The 23973-nt window shown below is 62.2% G+C and carries 27 protein-coding genes; 14 read left to right on the top strand and 13 right to left on the bottom strand.

The features are described 5' to 3' along the window. The first annotated feature begins 130 nt into the window (after positions 1-130). On the top strand, positions 131-1402 hold the full coding sequence (locus ACYQ47_RS24655; protein WP_370652123.1) for an IS256 family transposase: 1272 nt from the start codon (positions 131-133) through the stop codon (positions 1400-1402). 613 nt (positions 1403-2015) lie between these two features. On the opposite strand, the gene ACYQ47_RS24650 is transcribed toward ACYQ47_RS24655, so the two are convergent. Both ACYQ47_RS24650 and ACYQ47_RS24645 read right to left on the bottom strand, forming a co-directional pair. Beyond that, positions 2016-2897 carry an EamA family transporter gene (locus ACYQ47_RS24650; RefSeq protein ID WP_250492687.1) on the bottom strand — a complete coding sequence of 294 codons (882 nt, stop codon included), beginning with the start codon at positions 2895-2897 and terminating at the stop codon, positions 2016-2018. Positions 2898-3069: 172 nt separating this feature from the next. Beyond that, the gene (locus ACYQ47_RS24645) at positions 3070-3336 is read right to left on the bottom strand and encodes a hypothetical protein (protein ID WP_244826168.1); all 267 of its coding nucleotides are present in this window, start codon (positions 3334-3336) and stop codon (positions 3070-3072) included. Between the two features lie 213 nt (positions 3337-3549). Between ACYQ47_RS24645 and ACYQ47_RS24640 the strand changes: the two genes are divergently transcribed. Then, positions 3550-4449, top strand: a complete 900-nt coding sequence (locus ACYQ47_RS24640) for a pirin family protein (protein ID WP_250465572.1) — start codon at positions 3550-3552, stop codon at positions 4447-4449. Positions 4450-4546: 97 nt separating this feature from the next. Beyond that, positions 4547-5395, top strand: coding sequence for a thioredoxin (gene trxA / locus ACYQ47_RS24635; protein ID WP_250465574.1), 849 nt, complete (start codon positions 4547-4549; stop codon positions 5393-5395). 274 nt (positions 5396-5669) lie between these two features. On the opposite strand, the gene ACYQ47_RS24630 is transcribed toward trxA, so the two are convergent. Then, entirely contained in the window at positions 5670-6515 is an 846-nt protein-coding gene (locus tag ACYQ47_RS24630) for a tRNA threonylcarbamoyladenosine dehydratase (RefSeq protein WP_459907357.1), read from the bottom strand. A 267-nt stretch (positions 6516-6782) separates the two neighbouring features. On the opposite strand from ACYQ47_RS24630, the gene pdxH reads away from it, so the two are divergent. From pdxH to ACYQ47_RS24615, 3 genes are all read left to right on the top strand, one after another. Beyond that, positions 6783-7424, top strand: coding sequence for a pyridoxamine 5'-phosphate oxidase (pdxH, locus tag ACYQ47_RS24625; protein ID WP_250465577.1), 642 nt, complete (start codon positions 6783-6785; stop codon positions 7422-7424). Between the two features lie 139 nt (positions 7425-7563). Then, positions 7564-8778 carry an SAM-dependent methyltransferase gene (locus tag ACYQ47_RS24620; protein ID WP_244826172.1) on the top strand — a complete coding sequence of 405 codons (1215 nt, stop codon included), beginning with the start codon at positions 7564-7566 and terminating at the stop codon, positions 8776-8778. A 155-nt stretch (positions 8779-8933) separates the two neighbouring features. Further along, on the top strand, positions 8934-9947 hold the full coding sequence (locus tag ACYQ47_RS24615; RefSeq protein ID WP_459909294.1) for a DUF72 domain-containing protein: 1014 nt from the start codon (positions 8934-8936) through the stop codon (positions 9945-9947). A 244-nt stretch (positions 9948-10191) separates the two neighbouring features. On the opposite strand, the gene msrA is transcribed toward ACYQ47_RS24615, so the two are convergent. Continuing rightward, positions 10192-10752, bottom strand: a complete 561-nt coding sequence (gene msrA / locus ACYQ47_RS24610; RefSeq protein ID WP_244826174.1) for a peptide-methionine (S)-S-oxide reductase MsrA — start codon at positions 10750-10752, stop codon at positions 10192-10194. 437 nt (positions 10753-11189) lie between these two features. On the opposite strand from msrA, the gene ACYQ47_RS24605 reads away from it, so the two are divergent. Then, positions 11190-11702 carry a flavin reductase family protein gene (locus ACYQ47_RS24605; protein ID WP_250465581.1) on the top strand — a complete coding sequence of 171 codons (513 nt, stop codon included), beginning with the start codon at positions 11190-11192 and terminating at the stop codon, positions 11700-11702. Between the two features lie 32 nt (positions 11703-11734). Here ACYQ47_RS24605 and ACYQ47_RS24600 read toward each other — a convergent pair whose 3' ends face one another. Further along, on the bottom strand, positions 11735-12241 hold the full coding sequence (locus ACYQ47_RS24600) for an Lrp/AsnC family transcriptional regulator (protein ID WP_244826176.1): 507 nt from the start codon (positions 12239-12241) through the stop codon (positions 11735-11737). 130 nt (positions 12242-12371) lie between these two features. Here ACYQ47_RS24600 and kynB point away from each other — a divergent pair, with 130 nt between their 5' ends. Genes kynB through kynA form a run of 3 tightly spaced genes read left to right on the top strand, consistent with a single transcriptional unit; the run spans position 12372 to position 15199 of the window. Then, a complete protein-coding gene (gene kynB, locus ACYQ47_RS24595; protein WP_309844259.1) occupies positions 12372-13004 on the top strand; it encodes an arylformamidase in 633 nt (210 codons plus the stop codon). A gap of 35 nt (positions 13005-13039) precedes the next feature. Then, positions 13040-14290, top strand: a complete 1251-nt coding sequence (gene kynU / locus ACYQ47_RS24590) for a kynureninase (RefSeq protein WP_310396665.1) — start codon at positions 13040-13042, stop codon at positions 14288-14290. Between the two features lie 12 nt (positions 14291-14302). Then, positions 14303-15199, top strand: coding sequence for a tryptophan 2,3-dioxygenase (gene kynA / locus ACYQ47_RS24585; RefSeq protein WP_459907353.1), 897 nt, complete (start codon positions 14303-14305; stop codon positions 15197-15199). A gap of 124 nt (positions 15200-15323) precedes the next feature. Here kynA and ACYQ47_RS24580 read toward each other — a convergent pair whose 3' ends face one another. Continuing rightward, on the bottom strand, positions 15324-16076 hold the full coding sequence (locus tag ACYQ47_RS24580; RefSeq protein ID WP_244828103.1) for an IclR family transcriptional regulator: 753 nt from the start codon (positions 16074-16076) through the stop codon (positions 15324-15326). 381 nt (positions 16077-16457) lie between these two features. On the opposite strand from ACYQ47_RS24580, the gene ACYQ47_RS24575 reads away from it, so the two are divergent. The 4 genes from ACYQ47_RS24575 (at position 16458) to ACYQ47_RS24560 (ending at position 19313) form a co-directional block, all read left to right on the top strand. Then, positions 16458-17648, top strand: coding sequence for an acyl-CoA dehydrogenase (locus ACYQ47_RS24575; RefSeq protein ID WP_459907351.1), 1191 nt, complete (start codon positions 16458-16460; stop codon positions 17646-17648). A gap of 250 nt (positions 17649-17898) precedes the next feature. Then, positions 17899-18201: an ElaB/YgaM/YqjD family protein gene (locus ACYQ47_RS24570; protein ID WP_244826181.1), complete on the top strand. Its 303-nt coding sequence runs from the start codon at positions 17899-17901 to the stop codon at positions 18199-18201. Positions 18202-18398: 197 nt separating this feature from the next. Continuing rightward, positions 18399-18779, top strand: a complete 381-nt coding sequence (locus ACYQ47_RS24565; protein ID WP_244826182.1) for a phage holin family protein — start codon at positions 18399-18401, stop codon at positions 18777-18779. Positions 18780-18800: 21 nt separating this feature from the next. Continuing rightward, positions 18801-19313, top strand: a complete 513-nt coding sequence (locus tag ACYQ47_RS24560; protein ID WP_459907348.1) for a DUF3318 domain-containing protein — start codon at positions 18801-18803, stop codon at positions 19311-19313. 4 nt (positions 19314-19317) lie between these two features. Here ACYQ47_RS24560 and ACYQ47_RS24555 read toward each other — a convergent pair whose 3' ends face one another. The 7 genes from ACYQ47_RS24555 to glyA form a co-directional block, all read right to left on the bottom strand. Continuing rightward, a complete protein-coding gene (locus ACYQ47_RS24555; RefSeq protein ID WP_459907346.1) occupies positions 19318-19767 on the bottom strand; it encodes a type IV pilin protein in 450 nt (149 codons plus the stop codon). Between the two features lie 9 nt (positions 19768-19776). Further along, positions 19777-20268 carry a pilus assembly PilX family protein gene (locus ACYQ47_RS24550; protein WP_459907344.1) on the bottom strand — a complete coding sequence of 164 codons (492 nt, stop codon included), beginning with the start codon at positions 20266-20268 and terminating at the stop codon, positions 19777-19779. Next, the gene (locus ACYQ47_RS24545; RefSeq protein WP_250526231.1) at positions 20265-21032 is read right to left on the bottom strand and encodes a PilW family protein; all 768 of its coding nucleotides are present in this window, start codon (positions 21030-21032) and stop codon (positions 20265-20267) included. The genes ACYQ47_RS24550 and ACYQ47_RS24545 overlap by 4 nt, the downstream gene beginning before the upstream one ends. Beyond that, complete coding sequence (locus ACYQ47_RS24540) at positions 21029-21460, bottom strand: type IV pilus modification PilV family protein (RefSeq protein ID WP_250465593.1); 432 nt, start codon at positions 21458-21460, stop codon at positions 21029-21031. The genes ACYQ47_RS24545 and ACYQ47_RS24540 overlap by 4 nt, the downstream gene beginning before the upstream one ends. Further along, on the bottom strand, positions 21457-22005 hold the full coding sequence (locus tag ACYQ47_RS24535; protein WP_244826187.1) for a GspH/FimT family pseudopilin: 549 nt from the start codon (positions 22003-22005) through the stop codon (positions 21457-21459). The genes ACYQ47_RS24540 and ACYQ47_RS24535 overlap by 4 nt, the downstream gene beginning before the upstream one ends. Before the next feature lie 155 nt (positions 22006-22160). Continuing rightward, entirely contained in the window at positions 22161-22643 is a 483-nt protein-coding gene (nrdR, locus tag ACYQ47_RS24530) for a transcriptional regulator NrdR (protein ID WP_250465595.1), read from the bottom strand. Positions 22644-22673: 30 nt separating this feature from the next. After that, positions 22674-23921, bottom strand: a complete 1248-nt coding sequence (gene glyA / locus ACYQ47_RS24525) for a serine hydroxymethyltransferase (RefSeq protein WP_250465596.1) — start codon at positions 23919-23921, stop codon at positions 22674-22676. Between the last annotated feature and the right edge of the window lie 52 nt (positions 23922-23973).

Genomic DNA, 23973 nt, shown 5'->3' with positions numbered 1-23973 from the left:
GACGTTGGTTTGCGGTTCTTTTGCGGTTCTTTTGCGGTTCTTTTGCGGTTCTTTTGCGGTTCTTTTGCGGTTCTGGACCTATCCGTAATTCTGTGGGCGAGGCATATTATGAGAGGTAAAAGTCATGGATATGCCGATGAAGAAGAAACGCACCGTCGCTTCTCAGGCAGCGGCCCGAGGGCCGCTGCCTGCCCTTCCGGAAGGTCTGCTGGATGACCTGGTCAAAGGCCCGATGACGCCCACCGAGGTCCAGGACCTGATGCTGGCGTTCAACAAGGCACTCATCGAGCGCGCAATGGGCGCCGAGATGAAGATGCATCTGGGCTACCTGGCGGGGCAGCCGAAACCCGACGGCCAGGACAACGAACGTAACGGCGCCAGCGGCAAGACGCTCATCACCGATTATGGCCCGCTCAGGGTCGATCTGCCGCGTGATCGTGACGGCAGTTTTGAACCCATCCTGATTCCGAAACACGAGCGCCGTTTTACCGGTTTCGACGAGCGCATCATCGCCATGTACGCGCGCGGCATGAGTGTGCGCGAGATCCAGGCGTTTCTGGCCGAAGCCTATGGCACCGAGGTTTCGCCCGATTTCATCAGCTCGGTCACCGACGAAGTCATGGCTGAAGCGCTCGCCTGGCAAAGCCGTCCGCTTGAGCCGATGTACCCGGTGGTGTTCTTCGACGCGCTGCGTGTGAAGATCCGTGGCGACGGCGTGGTGAGCAACAAGGCGGTGTATCTGGCGCTGGGCATTCAGGCCGACGGCCAGCGCGATGTGCTCGGCCTGTGGATCGAACAGACCGAAGGGGCGAAGTTCTGGCTGAAAGTGTTCAACGAACTGAAGACCCGGGGCTGCCAGGACATCCTGATCGCGGTGGTCGACGGCCTGAAGGGACTGGCTGAGGCGATTGGCACGGCGTACCCGCGCACGGCCGTGCAGACCTGCATCGTGCATCTGATCCGCAACAGTCTGGAGTACGCCAGCTACAAGGACCGCAAGAGCGTGGCCGCAGCGCTGCGGCCGGTCTATGCCGCCGCGAGTGAACAGGCCGCTCAGCAGGCCCTGGAGGCCTTTGCCGAAGGCCCGTGGGGTGCGAAGTATCCGACTATCGTGCAGTCGTGGCGACGGGCGTGGGAGAACGTCACACCGTTTTTCGTGTTTCCGCCGGACATACGCCGTGTCGTCTACACCACAAACGCCATTGAGAGTCTGAACATGCAACTACGCAAGATCATCAAGACACGCGGCCACTTCCCCAATGACGAGGCCGCCATCAAGCTGCTGTGGCTGGCATTGCGCAACGTGCTGGCAAAGTCAGTACGCGCGGCGTTCGACTGGTCGTCCGCGATGAACCAGTTTGCCATCCTGTTTGGAGAGCGTTTCACCAACGCACGCGGGTGACTCCGCTAACCGCCTCGCACACAAAAATGCGGACAGGTTCGCGGTTCTCGGGCAGTCTCGTTCAGTAGCCGCCTCCCCGGCGGTGGGGTCCCTTTCTTTGCTGCTGCAAAGAAAGGAACCAAAGAAAGCAGCTCAGGAACCGGCTTCTGAAGCACAACTGGTTCCCCGCTGTTTCTCACAAACCCTTTGGGCACTTCCCATTGCTCGCGCTCGTGGTAGTCAATTACTAGGCATGCGGTTTTTTTTGACTGCGCTGGGACCTCTTTTGCGGTCTGATGTTTTTTTGCGCTTCTGATGAATCGAGCCGTTGCCTTGCGTTTCTGTTCAGTAGCCGCCTCCCCGGCGGGGGGGTCCCTTTCTTTGCTGCTGCAAAGAAAGGAACCAAAGAAAGCAGCTTTGGAACCGGCTTCTGAAGCACAACTGGTTCCCCGCTATTTACCACAAACCCCTTGTGCACTCCCCCTCCACTCACGCTCTCGGTAAAACTCACAAGATCAAAGCTTTTTTCGGAGTCGCTGTTCAAGTTTCTTCTCTGGCACTTTCAAGGAAGTCGGCCGTTGTATTGCTTTTTTCTTTAGCGCCTTCTTTAAGGGTTCATTTTTTGCGGCTTTTTTTATCGCGGGACGGGGAATAGTCTCTGTTTCAAGCGTGCGCCGAATACATTGACCGCCAATCCCGCCATCACCAGCGCCGCGCCCGCTACTTCCGCCGGTGTCAGCGCCTCGCCTAGAAACACCGCCGCCGATGCAATACCTATCACCGGCACCAATAACGAGAACGGTGCGACCTGCGCCGCCGGATAGCGCGCAAGCAATTTGCCCCACAAGCTGTAGCCAATGATGGTCGCGATGAACGAGAGATAAACGATCGCGAAGATCGATATCGACGGGATCGCCGCAAGGCTCGCTTCAATGCGCGCCGGGCCCTCGAAAATCAACGACAACGCAAGAAACGGCAGCGGCGGTATCAGGCTCGCCCACACTACGAGCGACAGCAAGTCGACCTTGCCCATGCGCTTCGTGACGACATTGCCAAGCGCCCACATCGACGCCGCGCCAAGCGTGAACAAGAACCCTGTGAGGGTCATCGCGTGGCCGCCCTGCATGCCGATCAGCGCTAGCCCGGCCGCCGCGATCAAGAGTCCAGCTATGTTCATCGCGCGGATGCGCTCGCCAAGCATGAAGGCGGCGAAGATCAAGGTGAAGAACGCCTGCGCCTGCAAGACGAGCGAAGCAAGTCCCGCCGGCATGCCGACCGACATGCCATAGAACAACAACGCAAACTGGCCGAACGAAATGGAAAGGCCATAAGCGAAAAGCCAGCGCAGCGGAATTCGCGGGCGCTTGACGAAGAAGACCGGCACCGCGGCCAGCGCGAATCGCAAGGCGCCCAGCAAGAACGGCGGCACGCCGTGCAAACCCAGTTTGATGACAACGAAATTCACGCCCCACGCGAGAATCACCACCGACGCAATCAACAAATCCCTTGGCGACATCGCCGCTCCTTCGTGCACTTCGATTGAAAGTCACACGAGTTTAGCGGGGCGCACTCTGCGGTGGCTTGTGAAAAACTGCGCTCACAACGCCTTGGCATCTTAGCGCATGCAGACAAAAAAACGCCCGCGCCTCCCAAGGGAAGCGCGGGCGCTTCACAGCAATCCAGACCGCTTACTTGCTTTGGCCGGATTCCGCTGCCGCATTGTTGCCGGTTTCGACGTCAGGCGTCTTCTTGCCTGCCGACGGATGCGCGCTGTGCTTGCGCATCTTGTGCTTGGTCGTACCCGACGACGACGTGCCATCGGTCGACGCGCCAGTGTCGGTCTGGCCCATGGCCGCCGACGAGTTGCCCGACGAGGTCTGGGCCATTGCGCCGGTTGCAGCCGTGGCGCTCAAAAGACCTGCGGTGATGGCGATCAACAGTTTATTCTTGCTCATGGTTTCCTCTCCTATCAATTGACGTTTGCGCAAATTCTGCACGCATGCTGCAAAAAGCGCGGTCCCTTCGTAAAAAACACGTGAAGCACGCGTAACTCCGCACGAAGTCGATGAAGCGTTTTCCACATCCCCGATGAGAGCGCATCGCCGCAGCGGCCGGTAGAATCGGCGGTTCCAGGCGCGCAACCGGCGCGTCAGCTACCGGAACCGCTAATGTCCACGTCGATCCGCGTCCTGCTCAAACCACATCAACACGATGTCGGCGGCCTCACGGTGAGGCGCGTGCTCCCCGCACTGGCGGCACGCACTGTCGGACCCTTCATCTTCTTCGACCACATCGGTCCCGCAACCCTCGTGCCCGGACAGGGACTGGATGTACGGCCGCATCCGCATATCGGGCTCGCAACCGTCACGTATCTCTTTGAAGGCGCGATCATGCATCGCGACAGCGTCGACTCCGTGCAGAAGATCGTGCCCGGCGACGTCAACTGGATGACCGCCGGGCGCGGCATCGTCCATTCGGAACGTACACCCGACGAGGAACGCGAGCGAGGCCAGACGATGCATGGCATCCAGACCTGGGTCGCGCTGCCGGTGGCAAGCGAGGAAGTCGAGCCTTCGTTCGAGCATCATGCGGCGTCCGCCTTGCCGCAAATCGAGCGCGACGGCGTGACTTTGCGCGTAATCGCGGGCACCGCGTTCGGCGCCCAAGCGCCCACGCGCACGTTCTCGCCAACGCTTTACGTCGCCGCCGATTTCGCTCGCGGCAGCGCGCTCACGCTCGATACCGAACACGAGGAACGCGGCGTGTATCTCGTCGAAGGCGATCTGTCCATCGACGGCCAAGCGCTGCCCGAACAGCAAATGGCCGTGCTCGAACCGGGCGCGCCGGTGCGTTTCGAGAGCACGAACGGCGCGCGCGTGATGATTCTCGGTGGCGCGCCGCTCGACGGCGCACGCATCATCGAATGGAATTTCGTCGCCAGTTCGCGCGACAAGATCGAGGCCGCGAAACAGGCATGGAGCGAGCAGCGCATGGGGCACGTTCCCGGCGAGACGGAGTTCATTCCGCTGCCGCCCGCGCGCCGCGAGAATCGCGCGCCCGAGGCATGAGACGTGCATCGGCGTGAATCAACGCCGTGGCCGTTGAGAGTTATGCAAGCGTCCCCATCTAATTTCAAGACACATTGCAGGCATTAGGAGAGAACGCATGGAAACGACCCTCGCTACGTTTGAAAACGACGTCATCAACGCGTCGATGCTCGCGCCCGTTCTCGTCGATTTCTGGGCTCCGTGGTGCGGCCCGTGCAAGACGCTCGGTCCGATGTTGGAACGGCTCGAAGCCGAAGCCGCCGGCAACTGGAAGCTCGTCAAGGTGAATGTCGACGAGAATCAAGAACTCGCGCAGCACTTCCAGGTGCGCAGCATTCCGCACGTTATCGCGTTTGCGGAAGGCCGGCCAGTGGACCAGTTCATCGGCGTGTTGCCCGAAGGCCAGTTGCGCGAGTTTCTCGACCGGCTGGTGCCCGCTGGCGCCGAGGCCGAGCGCCGCGCCGCGCACGACGCGTGGGCGAGCGGTAACCGCAAGGACGCGATCGATCGCATCAAGGCCACGATCGCGCTCGATCCGAGTTACGAAGATGCGCGCCTCGATTTGATCGAATGGCTGATCGCGGAACGGCGGATCGACGAAGCGAAGGAAGAAGACAAGCTGCTTTCGCCTAAGACGACGCAGGGCATCGACGCGCGCTACAACGCGCTCAAGACCGAACTCGACGCCGCCGATGCAGCCGCCGGACTGCCGCCCGCCGACGATCTCATCGCGGCGGTGCACGCGAAACCGGACGATCTCGAAGCGCGCTTTGCGCTTGCGAACCGTTTGATCGCCGGCCGCGATTACGGTGGTGCGCTGGAACATCTGCTCGAAATCGTTGTGCGCGATCGCGCGTTCATGGACGACGTTGGCCGCAAGACGATGCTATCGGTGTTCGAACTCGCGGCGAATCAGCCGGATGTCGTGGCGTACTGGCGGCGCAGGCTGAGTGCCGCGATGAATTGAGCATGCATGATCGGCTCGTGGATGCAAAAACGGCCAGCTCGTGGAAGCTGGCCGTTTTTTGTTGGCTGCGGTTGGTCGCGTGATGTCAAGCAGCGCATGTTCGCCGTGTGGCCACGTCGACTCGCGTGCATGCATGAAACTGGCGGATTTGCCGCGACGCCAGCTCGTCATATTCGTGCGAAAACCGACCTGCCATCGACGCAAGCCACCACCATTCATGCTTCTGTGACTCTATCCGCGCGCCGTTTTTACGTCCCCGCAAGAACCTGCCGCCCTAAGCCGCCTTCTTCGCCAACGCCCGAAGCACGAACGCCGCCGCCGCGAACCCAAAGCTCGCCGTCACACACACGCTGGACCCGAAACCCGCGCAATTCAGCCCGACCGGGCCCGCGTATCCCGCGCCGGTCTCCAGATGCTCCGCGCCCTCGCTGATATCGCAAGCGGCCGCTTCCGGGTAAATGAGCGGCTCGTCCGAATACACCGCGCTGACCTTTAAACGCGCCTTCGGTCCGCGCGGAAAGCCGTGCATTTTGCGCAACTGGCCGCGCACTTTCGAAAGCAGCGGGTCCTGAATGGTCGACGCCAGGTCGTCGATGCGAATACGCGTCGGATCGAGCTGCCCGCCCGCGCCGCCCACCGTGATCAGCGGCTGCTTGTTCGCGACACACCACGCAATGAGTGCGGTTTTCGTGCGCACGCTGTCGATGGCATCGACGATGAAGTCGAAACCGCCGCCGAGCATCGCATCGAAATTACCCGGCTCCACGAAGTCCTCGATCTGCCGCACGTCGCAGGCGGGATCGATCAAACGGATGCGCTCGGCCATCGCCGTGACCTTGGCCTTGCCGTAGTTGCCGTCGAGCGCGTGGATCTGCCGGTTGGTGTTGCTTTCGGCGACGTTGTCGAGATCGATCAACGTGAGCTTGCCGATTGCGCTGCGCGCCAGCGCTTCAGCCACCCACGATCCCACGCCGCCTATGCCGATCACCGCGACATGCGCGCCTTCGAACGCGGCAAGCGCAGGCGCGCCATATAGACGCGCGATGCCGCCGAAGCGTCGGCCGCGGTCGGCGATCTCGTCGGCGGAAGGTGACTCGTTGGGAGCGATGGTGGCAGTCATAGGTGGAAGCAGAAACCGAAAAAGCGCGGGAGGGCTTCGCGGAGCATGGGCAAAAACAAGCCAAACGCCGCTGCGGCCCGTCAGGCATAGCTTACAAGCGCCTGTCTAATTGACAAAGTTGGTAGACCATTCATGCAGAAAGCGCGCGAATTGCGTATTCTGCCTTATCGAAACCCAAGGGGTGATAGCCGGACCGGATTCACCACGGCAAGGGCAAGAAAGAACCACCTTGGCTATACTGACGCCGACTGTAGCGTTTGCATAAAAATGACCACCCTCGCAGACCTTCGCAAAAATTATTCTCGCGGCTCACTCGACGCCGCCGACGTCGCGCCGGACCCGGTGCGCCAGTTCGACACCTGGTTCGCCCAGGCGCTCGACGCGAAACTGCCCGAACCCAACGCCATGACCCTGGCCACCGTCGACGAGAACGGCCGGCCCTCCGCGCGCATCGTGCTGATTAAGGGGTTCGACGAACGTGGCTTCGTTTTTTTTACCAATTACGATAGCCGCAAAGGCCGCGAAATCGCCGCCAATCCTGCGGCAAGTCTGCTGTTCCACTGGATCGAGCTCGAACGTCAGGTGCGTGTCGAAGGCGTGATCGTCAAGACGAGCGCCGAGGAAAGCGATGCCTATTTTCAGTCCCGGCCGCTCGGATCGCGCATTGGCGCGTGGGCGTCGGAACAGAGTCAGCCGCTCGAAAGCCGCGAGGCGCTCGAAGCGCGCGAGCGCGAAATGATCGAAAAATTCGGCGACGCACCGCCGCGCCCGCCACACTGGGGCGGCTACCGGCTCGTGCCGGACACGATCGAATTCTGGCAGGGACGTCCGTCGCGGCTGCATGACCGCATCGTCTATGAGCGCGAGCGCGCGGACGGCCCGTGGGATATCAAGAGGCTCGCACCCTAAGACGGGTCCGGTAGCAGGCAGTACGTCGTCATAAAACGCAGCACCACGGCAACGAACATGAAGGCGCGTCGATGCACGGGCATCCAGAACCGGCACGGCGGGCCTTCCCCTTGATTTTCTTTAGCGCGGAGAAGCAAGCATGTTCTGGGAGAAGAAGCTGACGCAATGGGTCGAGGAAGTGCGGGCCAGGGCCAACCTGCCTGCGCGCCTCGTGCTTTGGGATGGACAGCAGCACGACTTCGGGCAGTTCGCCGCGCCGCAAGTCACGTTGCATGTAAAGAGCGCGACGGCGCTGCCTTATCTGCTGGAACCGAGTCTCGACAATCTCGGTGAAGCGTACGTGAAAGGCAAGATCGATATCGAGGGCAAGCTCTCGGACATCATCAACGTCGGTTATTCGCTCGCGAAGAACACCGTCACGAGCGCGGGCAAGCTGGCTCGCGTGCGGCGCTACTTCAATCACTCGAAGGCGTCGGACAAGAAGGCCATTCAGTACCACTACGATGTGTCGAACGAGTTCTATCAGCTCTGGCTCGACAAGAACATGGTGTACTCGTGCGCGTACTTCGAAAACGGCGACGAAGATTTGGCCACCGCGCAGATCAAGAAGATCGATCACATCCTGACCAAGATTCAGGTGCAGCCGGGCCATCGTTTGCTCGACATTGGCTGCGGCTGGGGCGCGCTCGTGATCCGTGCCGCGCAGAAGTTCGGCGCGAAGTGCGTGGGCGTGACGCTCTCGGAAAACCAGTTCAAGCTCGCGACGCAGCGCGTGAAAGATGCGGGCCTCGAAGATCAGATCGAAATCCGTCTGCAAGATTATCGCGACGTGCCGGGGCAATTCGACCGCATCACGAGCGTGGGCATGTTCGAGCACGTCGGACGCAAGAATCTGCCGGGCTACTTTGCGAAGATTCGCGATCTGCTGGTCGATGACGGCGTCGCGATGAATCACGGCATCACGTCATCCGACGCCGACAGCGGCGAGACCGCGCTCGGCGGCGGCGAGTTTATCGACCGCTACGTGTTTCCGGATGGCGAGTTGCCGCATATCGGTCTCGCGCTCGAAAGCATGCAGCGCGGCGGGCTGGAAGCGATCGACATCGAAAGCTTGCGACGGCATTACGCGCGCACGCTCGACATCTGGGCCGAGAGCTTCGAGGCAAACGCCGAGCAAGCCAAGAAGCTCGTCGATGACGAAAAATTCCGCATCTGGCGCGTGTATCTCGCGGGTTGCGCGTACGCGTTCGAGAACGACGACGTGTCGATCTATCAAGTGGTGTGCCGCAAGGCGGGCCGCAGCGCGACGACCTTGCCGTGGTCGCGGAAATACATTTACGAGAAGGCGCTCTGAAGCAGGGATCGAAGTTTTCGGAAGAGGACGCTGCGCGTGACGGCGACGCGCAGGGCTCCCTGCTCGACGACACGGCGCCGAGTGAGATTGCGCCAGCCGGTGAGCCAGAGTGCCTGCCGGCGTCGGCGGAAAACGGGCAAGCAACAGAACCCGACCTGTTCGACGAACCCGCGCCGCGCAAGCCCGCGAGCCAGCCGAAGGCACGCGGCGTCCTGCCCGCGCCATTGAACGCCGATCTCGACGCGCTCGCGAAACAACTGCCCGAAGCCATTCATCTCGGCACATCGACGTGGTCGTTTCCGGGCTGGCGCGGAATTGTCTACGGCGACGCGTATTCGAACACGAAGCTCTCGCGCGACGGCCTCACCGCCTACAGCGCGCATCCGTTGTTGCGCTGCGTGTCCATCGACCGCTCGTTCTACGCACCGCTTTCGCTCGCCGACTACGCGCGGTATGCGAGCCAGGTGCCGGAGCACTTTCGCTTCATCGTGAAGGCGCCTGCCGCCGTCACCGACGCCTTCATCCGCGGCCAGCGCGGCGCGCCCGATGCGGAGAACCCCGCGTTTCTGAACGCGCGGATTGCCATCGACGAATTCGTGGCGCCGTGCATCGGCGGGCTTGGGACGAAAGCTGGCGCGCTCGTGTTCCAGTTCTCGCCGCTGCCGGATGCGATGATCGTCGAGCCATCGCGCTTCATCGACCGGTTGGCGGCGTTTCTCGGCGCGCTTCCGCCGCTCGAAGGCGAGACGCGTTACGCCGTCGAATTGCGCGACGCCGTCATGCTGACACCGCGCTTCATACGCGCGCTGCGGGACGCGAACGTGCGCTATTGCATCGGCGTGCACGCGCGCATGCCGGACGTGCGTCGCCAGGCGAAGGCGCTCGCGTTGCTGGACGAAGAAACGCTAGGGCCGCTCGTCGTGCGCTGGAGTCTGCACAGCGGCTTTCGCTACGAACAGGCGAAGGCGAAGTACGAGCCGTTCGACCAAATAGTCGATGAAGACCGCGACACGCGCGAGGCGCTGGCCGAACTGGCCGCGCGATATGCAATCGCGGGCCAGCCGGTGGTCATCGCGGCGAACAACAAGGCGGAGGGTTCCGCGCCGCTTACGTGCTTCGAGCTTGCGCGTGGGATTGCGCGGGAATGCGAGCGCGTACAACGCGGCTAGCGGTAAAGCTATAACGTGCGACGGCTGAAATCGACCGGGCTCCCCGGCGTATTGGCTGAACGCTCTATCCACCGCTGTCGAGCCGCACTTCAGGCACCGCTCGCATGCCGTCACGTCTTTGCTTCAAGCGCGACTTGCACGCCAAGATGCCTCGCCTTATGGCATGGACTGAACGCGGCGACTTCTCGGCTCCGACACGGTATGCAGACCGCCCTCAAGCGCGGCCTCCACATCGCCCCGCCCTTTACTTCTTCAACCGATGCGCGAACTTCTTGCGGAACTTCGCGACCTTCGGGCCGACGACCGCCGCGCAATACCCCTGGTTCGGATGCTGCTCGAAGTAGTTCTGGTGATACGCTTCGGCCGGATAGTAGTCGTTATCGAGCGCGGTGACCTGCGTGACGATCTTGCCGCCGAAGACATCCTCGCGCTGCAGTTCATCGATCACTTCGAGCGCGACCTTTCGTTGCTCGTCCGAATGCGTGAACACCGCCGAGCGATACTGCGTGCCCACGTCATTACCCTGGCGATTGAGCTGCGTCGGATCGTGCGTCGCGAAGAAAATCTCAAGCACTTCGCGGTAGCTGATGATCGCCGGATCGAACACGACCTTCACCACTTCCGCGTGGCCGGTTTCGCCGTCGCAGACCTGTTCGTACGACGGATCGACCACCTTGCCGCCCGCATAGCCGGATTCGACCGACACCACGCCTTCGACCGCCAGAAACACCGCTTCCGTGCACCAGAAGCAACCGCCGCCGAGCGTCGCGGTTTCAGTTCTCGCCTGCTCATTCTGCTGGGTCATGCGCAACTCCTCGTCAAGTGCATGCGGCCATGCCGCGGATCACCCATATGGATGCGCCTCGCCGCTTCTTCAACATTCCCCACGGTTTCTTCGATGTTTCGATGCGCGCGAAGGGCTTGCTCCGAGCTTACCGGCTTTTACAAAGCGGCGTTGGCCACACTGCCGACGCTGGCTTATGGCGGTTCCGGACGGCTGATTCCGCTAGAATCGAGCCAATCTCCAGCTTTTAGACAACACGAGAACAGGCCCTTCCGATTCGAATGCAACACGTATCCGGTTCGGCAAGACGAGATTCCATCACCTGATGACAAGCCCTTTCGCCCCGAGGAAACGCGCGTCCGGATCGGCATAAAACAAGACACTTCTAACCGATGACAAGTCCTCTCGCTCCAAGCGAAACTCGTCAGGTCGGCGAAAAAACAAGACGACTTTGCCCGATGACAAGCGCCAAAACCCCGAACTTCGATCCGAAAGAATTCCGCGCCGCGCTCGGCCAGTTTGCGACGGGTGTGACCGTCATCACCACGCGCACCGAATCCGGGCAGTTGATCGGCATCACGGCCAGTTCGTTTAACTCGGTATCGCTCGACCCGCCGCTCGTGCTGTGGAGCCTCGCCACCAAGTCAGCTTCGATGCCGGTGTTTCGCGCCAATAGTCACTACGTGGTGAACGTGCTCGCGGCATCGCAACTGGAGCTTTGCCGGCGCTTCGCCACGGTCAAGGGCGACCGCTTCGCGGGCGTCTCGCACGCGGCGGGCGACACCGGCATGCCAGTGCTCGACGGCGCGATTGCCTGGTTCGAATGCCACAATCGCAGCCGCTACGACGAAGGCGACCACGTGATCTTTGTCGGCGAAGTGGAGCGCTGTGGCGTGCGCGCGAAAGACGACAGCGCGCCTCCGCTCGTGTTTCACGCCGGCGGATTCCACACGTTGGGATCGATCGAATAAGCCCCTCGACGCTTGAGTATCAACCCTCAGGCTCAAGGCGGGCTGCTTGGCCGCGCCGGTTGTTCGATCAGCGCGACGGGCACACCCGCATCGTCCTTCATGGTTTGCAAGACGATATTCGAGCGAATGTCGATAACGCCCGGCGCCTTATACAGCTTGCTCAGAATGAAATCCGAGTAGTGCTTGAGGTTGTGCGCGAGCACGCGCAACACGTAATGCGTGTCGCCCGTGACGACGAACGCGCCCACCACTTCCGGCCATTCGCGCACGGCGGCCGCGAACTTCTCGTGCCAGTTTTCCTGGTCGTTGCGCATGGAGACGTGCACGAAGGCTTCGAGCTCGATGCCCAGCCGCTCACGGTCCAGACACGCGCGATAGCTCGCAATCACGCCCTCTTCTTCGAGCAGGCGCATGCGGCGCAAACACGCCGAAGGCGAGAGCGCGATGCGCTCCGCAAGGTCCAGGTTACTGATCCGTCCATCTTCCTGCAGTACCGCCAGAATTCGGCAATCTGTTGCATCGAGCGTGAATCCGGTCATTTTTTAGTCCCCTAGCCCGTTTCATCGAATTATGTTCTAGCCACAACGTTTTTGGGTAGTTTTTTTGCAATCACATTTCGAGATAGCACGGCTATGATTTGACGCATCCCAGCGCTTTCTGTTAGCCGACATGACGCTTCTCGATATTTCTCCGCCGATTTCCACCGACACGCCGGTCTGGCCGGGCGATACGCCCGTTGGTATCGAACGCGTCTGGCGCATGGAAGCGGGCTCGCCCGTGAACGTGGCGCGTCTCACGCTTTCGCCGCACACCGGCGCCCATGCCGATGCCCCGCTGCACTACGACGAACACGGCGCGGCTATTGGCGAGGTGCCGCTCGACACGTATCTCGGCGCTTGCCGGGTCGTGCATTGCATTGGCGCGGCGCCGCTCGTTTTGCCAGAACATATCGCCGATTTTCTCGACGATGACAACGCCCCGCCGCGCATCCTCCTGCGTACCTACGCGAGTGCGCCGCTCGATACTTGGGACAGCGCATTTTGTGCCGTCGCGCCCGCGACCATCGATCTATTGGCGGCGCGTGGCGTGAAGCTCATCGGTATCGACACGCCATCGCTCGATCCGCAGGAATCGAAGACGATGGACGCGCATCGCCGGATTCGCGCGCACGGCATGGCGATTCTCGAAGGCCTCGTGCTCGATGCCGTCGCGCCCGGCGACTACGAACTCATCGCGCTGCCGCTCAAATTTTCGACGCTCGATGCGAGCCCGGTGCGCGCCGTCCTGCGCCCCCTTTCCTGATCGCCCCGATCTTCCCTGAACAATTGGACTTTTCGATGAAAAACCGTGACGACGCCGCCGCACTCGACCGCGACGACCCGCTGAATGCCCTGCGCGATCAATTCGTGCTCGCGAACGACGTGATCTATCTGGATGGCAACTCGCTCGGCGTGCCGCCCAAAGCGGCTGCCGCGCGCGCGGCCGGCGTGATCGCCGAAGAATGGGGCGAAGGGCTGATCCGCAGTTGGAACACCGCCGGATGGTACGCGCTGCCGCGACGGCTCGGCAACAAGCTGGCTCCGCTCATCGGCGCGGGCGAGGATGAAGTCGTCGTGAACGACACGATCTCGGCCAATCTCTTCAAGATCCTCTCCGCGGCGCTCAAGCTCGCGAACGAGCGCGATCCGAAACGTCGCGTGATCGTCTCCGAACGTTCGAACTTTCCGAGCGACCTGTATATCGCGCAGGGTCTGATCGAGCAGCTCGATCGCGGCTATGAACTGCGTCTCGTCGATGACGCGTCCGAACTGCCTGCCGCCATCGACGAACACACCGCCATCGCGATGATCACGCACGTGAACTATCGCACCGGCTACATGCACGACATGGCTGCGCTCACCGAGACGATTCATCGCGCGGGCGCAATCGCGGTCTGGGACCTGGCGCATTCGGCAGGCGCGGTGCCGGTCGATCTGAACGGCGTCGGCGCAGACTATGCCGTCGGCTGCACGTATAAGTATCTGAACGGCGGACCGGGTTCGCCTGCGTTCGTGTGGGTGCCCAAGCGCCATCAGAACACATTCTCGCAGCCGCTCTCGGGCTGGTGGGGGCACAAGAAACCGTTCGCGATGGACCCGGTGTATCGCCCGGACGATGGTATCGGTCGATATCTGTGCGGCACCCAGCCTATCGTCTCGATGTCGCTCGTCGAGTGCGGGCTCGATGTATTCCTGCAAACGGATATGCAGACCTTGCGGCGCAAGTCGCTTGCGCTTGGCGATCTGTTCATCGAGCTGGTGGAAGCGCGTTGCGGCGAGTTTCCGCTGACGCTCGCGACGCCGCGCGAACATGCGCGACGCGGCTCGCAAGTAAGCTTCGAGCATCCGAACGGCTATGAGGTGATGCAGGCGCTGATCGCGCGTGGCGTGATCGGCGATTATCGCGAGCCGCGTATTTTGCGCTTCGGCTTCACGCCGCTTTACACGCGTTTCGTCGATGTCTGGGACGCGGTTGAAACCTTGCGCGATGTGCTCGCGACCGAAAGCTGGCGTGCGCCGGAGTTTGGCGAACGCGCTTCGGTGACTTGAGAGGTGGCGGCCATGAATGAGGTTAAAGGCGGCGGATGTCCGTTCGGCCACGGTGCAGCCGATGCCGCACGGGCGGTGCATCCGGCAGAATCAGGCTGGCACGAAGCCAAGCTCGATTTCTCCGATTCGATGAGCTACGGCGACTATCTCGGCCTCGATTCGATTCTGACCGCGCAGCATCCGCGCTCGCCGGATCACAACGAGATGCTGTTCATCGTGCAGCACCAGACGAGCGAACTCTGGATGAAGCTCGCGCTCTACGAACTGCACGCCGCCCTCCAAGCGGTTCATACCGACGCCCTGCCATCCGCCTTCAAGATGCTCGCGCGCGTGTCGCGCATCTTCGAGCAACTGGTGCAGGCGTGGAACGTCCTCGCGACCATGACGCCTTCCGAATACACCGCGATGCGGCCGTATCTCGGTGCGTCATCCGGGTTTCAGTCGCATCAGTATCGGCAGATCGAGTTCATGCTCGGCAACAAGAATGAGCAGATGCTGAAGCCGCATGCGCATCGGCCGGAGATTCTCGCGCAGGTGCGACAGACGCTCGAAGCGCCTTCGTTCTACGACGAAGTGATCCGACTGCTCGCGCGACGTGGCTTCCAGATCGCGCCCGAAAGGCTGCAGCGCGACTGGACTCAGCCCACGACGCACGACGCGTCGGTCGAAGCGGCGTGGCTCGCGGTGTATCGCGATCCGTCACGCTACTGGGAGCTCTATGAGATGGCGGAGGAACTCGTCGATCTGGAAGACGCCTTCCGGCAATGGCGCTTTCGGCATGTGACGACGGTGGAGCGCATCATCGGCTTCAAGCAAGGAACGGGCGGCACGGCGGGCGCTTCGTATCTGCGCAAGATGCTGGACGTGGTGCTGTTTCCGGAGCTTTGGCATGTGCGCACGATGCTTTGAGGTTGCGTGCGGTCGATGAGCTCAAGCTGCGGCGACTGCGCAATCGCGCGCGACCCTCGCCGCCCGGCGACGCTTCGAGCACGGCTGCTTCACGATGCCGCGAGCAGCCCAATCGAGCGGTCCTTCAGGCGAGCCGTCCCGCCAACGCCCTTAGCTTCGGCGCAATCGACTCGCGGAAATAACCCTCATCCATCGACGACGCCGGCCCGCTGCTGCTCAACACCAGCCAGCGCCCATTGCGCACGTCGCGAAACGGCGCGGCAATCGCGTTGACGTCGTCGTGCCATTCACGGAATGAATAGCAGCAGCCGTCGCGCGCGAAATCTTCGATCGCGCGCTGTGCCGAAGCCACTCGTTCGGCACCTTCCCGTTCCCGCAATTCTTCCAGCAAGGCCGCGCGCTCATCGGCGTCGAGCACGGCGAGATAGGCGCGTCCCATGGAACTCGTGAGCATCGACAGACGCGATCCGGGCGCGAGGCCGAGCGTGAGCGCGGTTTCGCTACGAATGGTTTCCAGATAGATCATGTCGAGGCCATCGCGACAGCCGAGCGATACCGCCGCGCCGATCTCACGCGCCAGCGCCCGCATATGTGGCCGGGCGAGTTCCAGTGTGTCCGCGCCCGCCAATAGCGAGAAGCCGAGCGAGAGCACGCCCGTGTCGAGCGCGTACTTGCCGGCGGCATCGTCGAAACGCAGGTAACCGAGCGTGGTCAGCGTGTAGGCCAGACGATTGACCGTCGCCTTGGGCAATCCCGTGCGCGCGACGAAATCGCGATTGCCGAGAAGCGTCTCGCCAGGGCGAAATGCGCGCAACATATCGAGACCGCGTGCGAGGGCGACGACGAACTTGCGATCGTCGGATGCGTTGGGCGACAGGTGGGAGTGGCGGTCGGACTCGTGATCTGAAGCGCGGTCGGACGCGTGTCCGGGATTACGCTCATCCACACGCCCGAGTTCGTGGATGGATTCACGGCCGGACTCGCGGCTCGATTCACGGCCTGAAGCGCGGACAGATTCGCGGCTAGAAGCGCCTTTGGAGTCGCCGGCTAATGCGTCTTCGGTTCTGCCATATGGTGCACGTTCGGCTTTCCGGCGAGATCCGCCGTCGGTTTCACGCCCAGAACCACGTTTGAAAGCAGCAGACATCGGGTGCTAAACTCGAAGCTAATTTGCAAAACATTGTTCCGCTAAGCGGAACGCAAGTCAAGCGCCGAAGCGAGGCGCTTTTCGATCGACACTGCATGGGAGGAGACGCACATGGCCGACGCCGCTCGCTTCAACTGGGAAGACCCGCTCTTGCTGGATCAGCAACTCAACGAAGAAGAACGCATGGTCCGCGACGCCGCGCGCGCCTACGCGCAGGACAAGCTGCTGCCGCGCGTGACGCAGGCGTTTCGCGAGGAAACGACCGATCCGTCGATCTTTCGCGAAATGGGCGAGCTCGGTCTGCTCGGCCCGACCATCCCCGAACAATACGGCGGACCGGGCCTCAACTACGTGAGCTACGGCCTGATCGCGCGCGAAGTGGAACGCGTGGATTCCGGCTATCGCTCGATGATGTCGGTGCAATCGTCGCTCGTAATGGTGCCGATTCACGCTTTCGGCAGCGACGCGCAAAAGGAAAAGTATCTGCCGAAGCTCGCGCGCGGCGAGTGGATCGGCTGCTTCGGGCTCACCGAGCCGAACGCCGGTTCCGATCCCGCCAGCATGACGACGCGCGCGAAGAAAGTGCAGAACGGCTATTCGCTTTCGGGCTCGAAGATGTGGATCTCGAACTCGCCTATCGCGGATGTGTTCGTCGTCTGGGCGAAGCTGGAGGAAAACGGACGCGATGAGATTCGCGGCTTCGTCCTCGAAAAGGGCTGGAACGGACTGTCCGCGCCAGCCATTCACGGCAAGGTTGGATTGCGCGCGTCGATCACCGGCGAGATCGTGATGGACGAAGTGTTCGTGCCCGAAGAAAACCTGTTTCCGGAAGTTCGCGGGCTCAAAGGGCCGTTCACCTGTCTGAACTCGGCGCGCTACGGCATCTCGTGGGGCGCGCTCGGCGCCGCCGAAGCCTGCTGGCATATGGCGCGGCAATACACGCTGGATCGCAAGCAGTTCGGTCGTCCGCTTGCGGCAAACCAGTTGATCCAAAAGAAACTTGCCGATATGCAGACGGAAATCACGCTAGGTCTGCAAGGCGTGCTGAGACTCGGGCGCATGAAGGACGAAGGCACGGCAGCGGTCGAGATCACCTCGATCATGAAGCGCAACTCGTGCGGCAAGGCGCTCGACATCGCCCGGCTCGCGCGCGACATGCTGGGCGGCAACGGCATCTCGGACGAGTTCGGCGTGGCGCGTCACCTCGTCAATCTCGAAGTGGTGAATACCTACGAAGGCACCCACGATATCCACGCGCTTATTCTCGGACGCGCGCAAACCGGGATTCAGGCTTTTTTCTGAAAGGCGTATGGTGCGACTCGGACTGATCGATCCTCTTTGTAACTTTCGATCAGTTTGCTGAAACTTTTACGGGTCAGATCGGCTCCCACCGTCAGTGATGTCGAGAGTTTGACAAGGCTGCGGCGATTTCCTTTGATTAGCATCGAGTGGAATGAAACCTGCAAGGAGTCTGTGTTGCAGGTTCCAGCCTGCTCGTCAGCAATCGCATCTCTGGCTGCGAATCAGGTAGCCTCACCGATTGGAGCCTTTAATGTCAGAAATCAATAAGGAGCGATTCATGTCGGACATCAAAACCGTTCTCGCTGACGCCGAAGATCTTCTCAAGCAAGCCGCCAGCGCCACGGGCGAACGCGCTTCCGAACTGCGCGAGAGCGCGCTCGCTCGACTGAAGCAAGCGAAGGAGAAAGCCGCCGATGCACAAGTCGTCGTGATCGAACGAGGCAGAAAAGCCGCACGCGCCACGGACGATTACGTCCACGAACACCCGTGGGCATCCATTGGTATTGCGGCAGGCCTCGGCACGGTGATCGGGCTTCTCATCAACCGCAAATAAGCAGCACTTACCCACGCTCCTCGACAATGGCCCGGTGATTGCTACGTTCGTAACAGTCACGGTCCATCATCAAGAAAGGACCGAACCGCCAACGCCCGCTCGGGGCGCGCGGATCGACTCTCGCGCCGGAACGCCGCCTCGTGCGGCGACCGGGACAATATCAAAGCGGCACCCAACGCGCTTCTCGCACCCAAGCCATGACGACCGAACGGCCACCGCAGCAATCGTCCCCCGGACCGTTGCGACGAATCATCAGTTCTGCCTTCGCCATCTTCGAGACGCGCCTTGAACTCATCGGTATCGAGCTTCAGGAAGAGAAGGAGCGGCTTATCGGCGTACTGTTTCTTGGTCTCGCCGCCATGATGCTGGCAATGATGGCGCTGATCTCCCTCACCGTGCTCATCGCCATATTCTTCTGGGACACGTATCGCTGGCAGGCGCTTGGCGGCATCACGCTCGTTTATGCGCTGATTGCAATCGCCTGCGGACTGCGTGCTCGCAGCACGCTGCTCGACGCGCCGAACATGTTTGACGACACGCTCGCCGAATTCCGCAAGGACCGCGACACGTTCCACTGAACTTACACGGGCAGTCCGACCATGAGCAAAAAAGACGATACCTTCAAGCCGCCCAAGCGTGACAACGCCAAGGCGCTGCGCACGCCGCACATGCGCGCGCTGCGCAAGGAACTGCTGATTGCGCGCGCCGATGTCGAACGCATGGAGCTTCAACAGGCCACGCACGATCTGCGCACGTCGATCACGCACTTCAGTTTCCTGCGTTTTCTGATGCCTGGCGGCGGCAACCGGCGCACGCCGAAGCGCGGTGCATCGGGTGGCGGCATCGGCGGCATTCTGGCTTCGGTCAGCTCGATGCTTGGCGGCAAGGGCAGCAATCTCGGCCTGCTCTTCAAGCAGTATCCGATCATCGGCTCGGTGGCGTCGCTCGTGCTGACCAAGCCTGTGCGGACCGCCGTGGTGCGTGGTGCCAAGCCCGCGCTCAAGTGGGGCGGTCTGGGTTTGGTCGCCTGGGAAGGCTGGCGCATCTGGCAACAGATGAAAGCCCCGCATACCGAAGCCACTACCGAAGCCGTCGACCCGACGGTCTTCTGAACGCTTAATTTTTCCCTCCCCAGCAAGCGGTGGACTGCGCGTTATTCAGTGCAGTCGCCGCTGATCCCGTCGTGCGGTTCGACCGCACGCCCGTCGCGTCGACGATGAATACGCCGCAAGAATCGTCCTGCATCGGACCATTTGCGACTGGCGTCGCCTCGATGCTGTATCCGCCATTCGTCGCCGATTCCGGCAGCACCGCAAGCCGATAAACCGGCGCACCGCTCGATGGCGCCTGATCCATGCCGGCGGAAAGCGTCACTGCATCCGTCGCCGACTGCGCGAGCCGCGTACTTTCGAGGAATTGCACGGCGCGCATCGACGCCGCCGCAGCATCCAGCCGATGCGCCTTCGCCACGTGCTGCCGATACGCAGGCACCGCGAACGTCGCGATGATCGCCACGATGCAGAGCGCGATGATCAATTCCAGCAGCGTAAAGCCCTTGTCCTTCATGGTTCGTCCTCAAAACGGCTTCGCTACGACGCGCCGCCAATGTCGGGTCGCGCCATCGATTCTTGATTGCAGCCACGCCTCGGTCTCGGGCGATGCGCCGAAGCCACGCGCCGTCACGAGATACGACGTCACCGCCACCGCCTGGTCCGTATGCGACCAAGCCTCGATCAGACATTGCGGCGCGCGGCGCGCATACGGCCAGTCGCCAAACGGCTCGATGGCGACGGCCGACGCTCCTTCGAACGACGCCTTGCTGCGCCAGCCCACGGGCTCCTGCGCGCCCGAACTCGTCATGACGGGCGCATCGGCAATCATGCGAACGCAGCGGACCAACGCGCTGTCGGCTGCATGGAACGCCTGCATCCGCTCGCGCGCCGACACGGCCGTGCGGGTCGCAACGAGCGAGGCTTGCAGCCAGGCGCTGGCGGTCACGAGCATCATCGCGGCGAGCAAGAGGACGATAGGCAGCACCGTGCCGCGCGAACGCGCGCGCCGCCTCACGAGGCGCCTCGCGCGTTGCGTATGCCAACCGTGCGCCAGAAGGCCATGCGCGTGCGTCCGTCATCGCTGACGGCTGGTGCGCCATCGCAATCGACATAGTTCGCCCGACGTTTCGCCTGAATCGCCGCGCCACGCACGAGCACGCAAACCTCGGCGGCGTAGACATCCGGCCAGCGTTCGCGCGCGATGGCCGACGCGTCGAGCGCGGCCGGTGCACCCGCGATCCAGTAGACGACGCGCATCCGTTCGACGCCCTCCACCAGCGGTTGCGCCTGACGACCCCCGCCCTCGCAATAAAGCTCCGGCTCGCCGCTCGACGTGCTGGGCTTCGCGTAATAGCGGTTGAAGACGAACGCATCCGAAACCGTCTGGCCGATGCAGTCGGTAGGCGTGCCGCTCGTCGATGGCCACGTCGAAACCGTGTCGGCCGCGTAGCGGACCTGCAGACCGTCCGAGTGACTCGCGAGCGACTCGCACGACGCCGACGTCTCCGCGCCGGTCACGCGCCCCTGCGAACAGCCGAAGAGCGGCGCGTCGGTCGCGCCCGCGGCCGAAAATCCGGCCATCTGCACTTGTTGAGCGACGAGATCGAGCGCGCCGACGCCGGCATCGTGAATGTGCGCGGCATCGGCGGCACGTTCGAAGCCCGCACGCTGAGCGCGATAAACCGACAGCGACGCGGCCAGGATCAACAGCCCGAGCGCAAGCGCAATCGAAAGTTCGAGCAGCGTGTGGCCGCGTGAATGAATGAGCCGCGTGTTCATCGTGCAAAGGCCATCGCGATGCATGACGTGTGCGGTCGCGCCTGCGGTTCGGGACAAGGCTCCGCGCCTTCCGCGACATGCCAGCTGACGGTTGCGACCTGCACGCCGTTGCCGCGATCCGAGATGGCGATGTCTCCATCGGGCAGCAACGCAGCCGCCCTCGCCCGCCACCTCGACAACATGGCCGAGCTATCCGCGCTGCCACGCGTTGCCTCGCCGATGGAGTCGGCAATCAGTGCCGCGCGTTCGCTCAACAGCGCCGTTCGTTCGGCTTTTGCCAGCGCGCTTTGCATGGCGACGAGTCCGAGCGCCGTGACCGCCGCGATCGACAGGGCGATCATCACCTCGATCAGCGAATCGCCGCGCGGGCGAACGGAACGAGTGCGCCCGCCGCGCCTGACGCTCGCCATGACCGATCGCGCGTTCATGCCGATGCTCCGCAAGCGCCTTGAGTCATTCGTGCACGCCCGCCCGCAGCCAGTCGAATGCAGCGCCGCGACGACGCATTCGCGTTGGCATCCGCGCTGCGCGGGCCGAAATCGAAGCTACGGAAGCCGCCGATCACTTGGCCCATCGGCGGCGTAAACGAAAGATCCGTCGATGCGCCCGCAATGGCGACCGATGTCATCGCCGGCTGCAAGCGCAAGAGCGTCAGCGCGCCGTCTTTATCGACGAACAGACCCCAGCCGCACGACCAGTCCGCGATACCCGCGTCGCAAGCCTTGCCCGCCGCGAGGCAATGCCGGCTCGCATCGACGCGGCATAGCGTGACGCGCGCGCCGCGTTTGAGCGATTCGGCCCGCGCGAGCGAAAGCGTCGAGAAAAGCGAGCGAGCGCGGGCATCGATCTGATCGCGTGCCTGCCAGGAGAGAAACGAAGGCGTGGCGAAAGTCGCGAGGATCGCCATCACGGCAAGCACCACGCAAAGTTCGACGAGTGTGAAACCGGAATTCGAGAAGCGGCTCATCTGCATGCCTTATCGACGAGTTGAACGAATGCTCAATCTAGCGATAAGGAACGCGCGCCGCCATTAGCCGAATGGACGAGTGTTCACGCGCGTTCGCACGGGGCACACTGCCCGAGGGCAAAAGATCGACTGGGGGAAAGATGCTCGGTACAGACGCGCAATCAGCGCTTGCGGGAAGTGGTCTTTTTGGGCGCGGCGCGGCGGAATTCCTCGAGCACGTCCTCGAACTCGGACACGTCTTCGAAACGCTTGTAGACCGACGCAAACCGTACATAAGCGATGGTGTCGAGCTGCCGCAACTCGTTCATCACGAGTTCGCCGAGACGTTCGCTCTGCACTTCTCGCTCGCCGCTGCCAAGCAATTGATATTCGATGCGCGCGACGGCTGCCTCGATGGCGTCCGCCGCAACCGGCCGCTTGCGCAGCGCCAGCTTCATGCTCGCGACGATTTTGCGGCGATCGAACTCGGTGCGGCTGCCGTCTTTCTTCACGACCGACGGCAGCGCCAGTTCGACGCGCTCATACGTGGTGAAACGCTTGTCGCAGGATGGACAGCGTCGCCGCCGCCGGATGGCTGCGCCGTCCTCCGACACGCGAGAATCCACGACCTGGGTGTCTTCGTGTCGGCAGAAGGGGCAGCGCATCGGGGCTTGGTTCCTGGCTCGGTTCGAATATCAGCGATAGACCGGGAAACGCTTGGTCAGCTCGGTCACTTGAGCGCGCACGCGCTCGAGGTTCGCCTGGTCTTCCGGTGCGTCGAGCACGTCCGCAATCAAATTGCCAACCTGCTCCGCTTCCTTCACGCCGAAACCGCGCGTGGTCATGGCGGGCGAACCGAGACGCACGCCGCTCGTGACGAACGGCTTCTCCGGATCGTTCGGAATGGCGTTCTTGTTGACCGTGATGTGCGCGGCGCCGAGCGCGGCTTCGGCCGCCTTGCCGGTGATCTTCTTCGCGCGCAGATCGACCAGCATGACGTGGCTTTCCGTGCGGCCCGAGACGATACGCAGACCGCGCTTGACCAGCGTTTCGGCCAGCACGCGCGCGTTATCGACCACTTGCTGCTGATACGTCTTGAACTCCGGCGTCAGCGCTTCCTTGAACGCGACGGCCTTCGCCGCGATCACGTGCATGAGCGGACCGCCCTGAATGCCCGGGAAAATGGCCGAGTTGATCTGTTTCTCGAATTCGGCCTTCATGAGGATCACGCCGCCGCGCGGCCCGCGCAGGCTCTTGTGCGTGGTCGTGGTCACGAAGTCCGCGTGCGGAACGGGATTCGGATAGACGCCTGCCGCGACGAGACCTGCGTAATGCGCCATGTCGACCATGAAGTAAGCGCCGACACTCTTCGCGATTTGCGACAGGCGCTCGAAGTCGATACGCAGCGCGAACGCCGACGCGCCCGCGACGATCAGCTTCGGCTTGTGCTCCTTGGCGAGCGCTTCGGTCTTTTCGTAGTCGATGTCTTCGGCTTCGTTCAGGCCGTAGCTCACGACGTTGAACCACTTGCCCGACATGTTGACGGGCGAACCGTGCGTCAGGTGGCCGCCTTCGGCGAGGCTCATGCCCATGATCGTGTCGCCCGGCTTCAGCACGGCGAAGAACACGCCCTGGTTGGCCTGCGAACCGGAGTTCGGCTGCACGTTCGCGGCTTCGGCGCCGAACAGTTGCTTGACGCGGTCGATTGCGAGTTGCTCGACGATATCCACGTATTCGCAACCGCCGTAGTAGCGCTTGCCGGGATAGCCTTCGGCGTATTTGTTGGTGAGTTGCGAGCCTTGCGCGGCCATGACGGCCGGGCTCGTGTAGTTTTCCGAGGCGATCAGCTCGATGTGATCTTCCTGACGGCGATTTTCCTGCTCGATCGCTTTGAGCAGTTCGGGATCGACCTTGGCGAGGGTACTTTCGGCTCTGTCAAACATACGTTTTCCGTGAGATCAAAACAGGTTGACCGGATCGCGCGTGACGATGCGT

This window comes from Caballeronia sp. HLA56 (genome assembly GCF_054655155.1).
The sequence above is the reverse complement of the archived record's forward strand: the minus strand, read 5'-3'. Positions and strand labels throughout refer to the sequence as shown.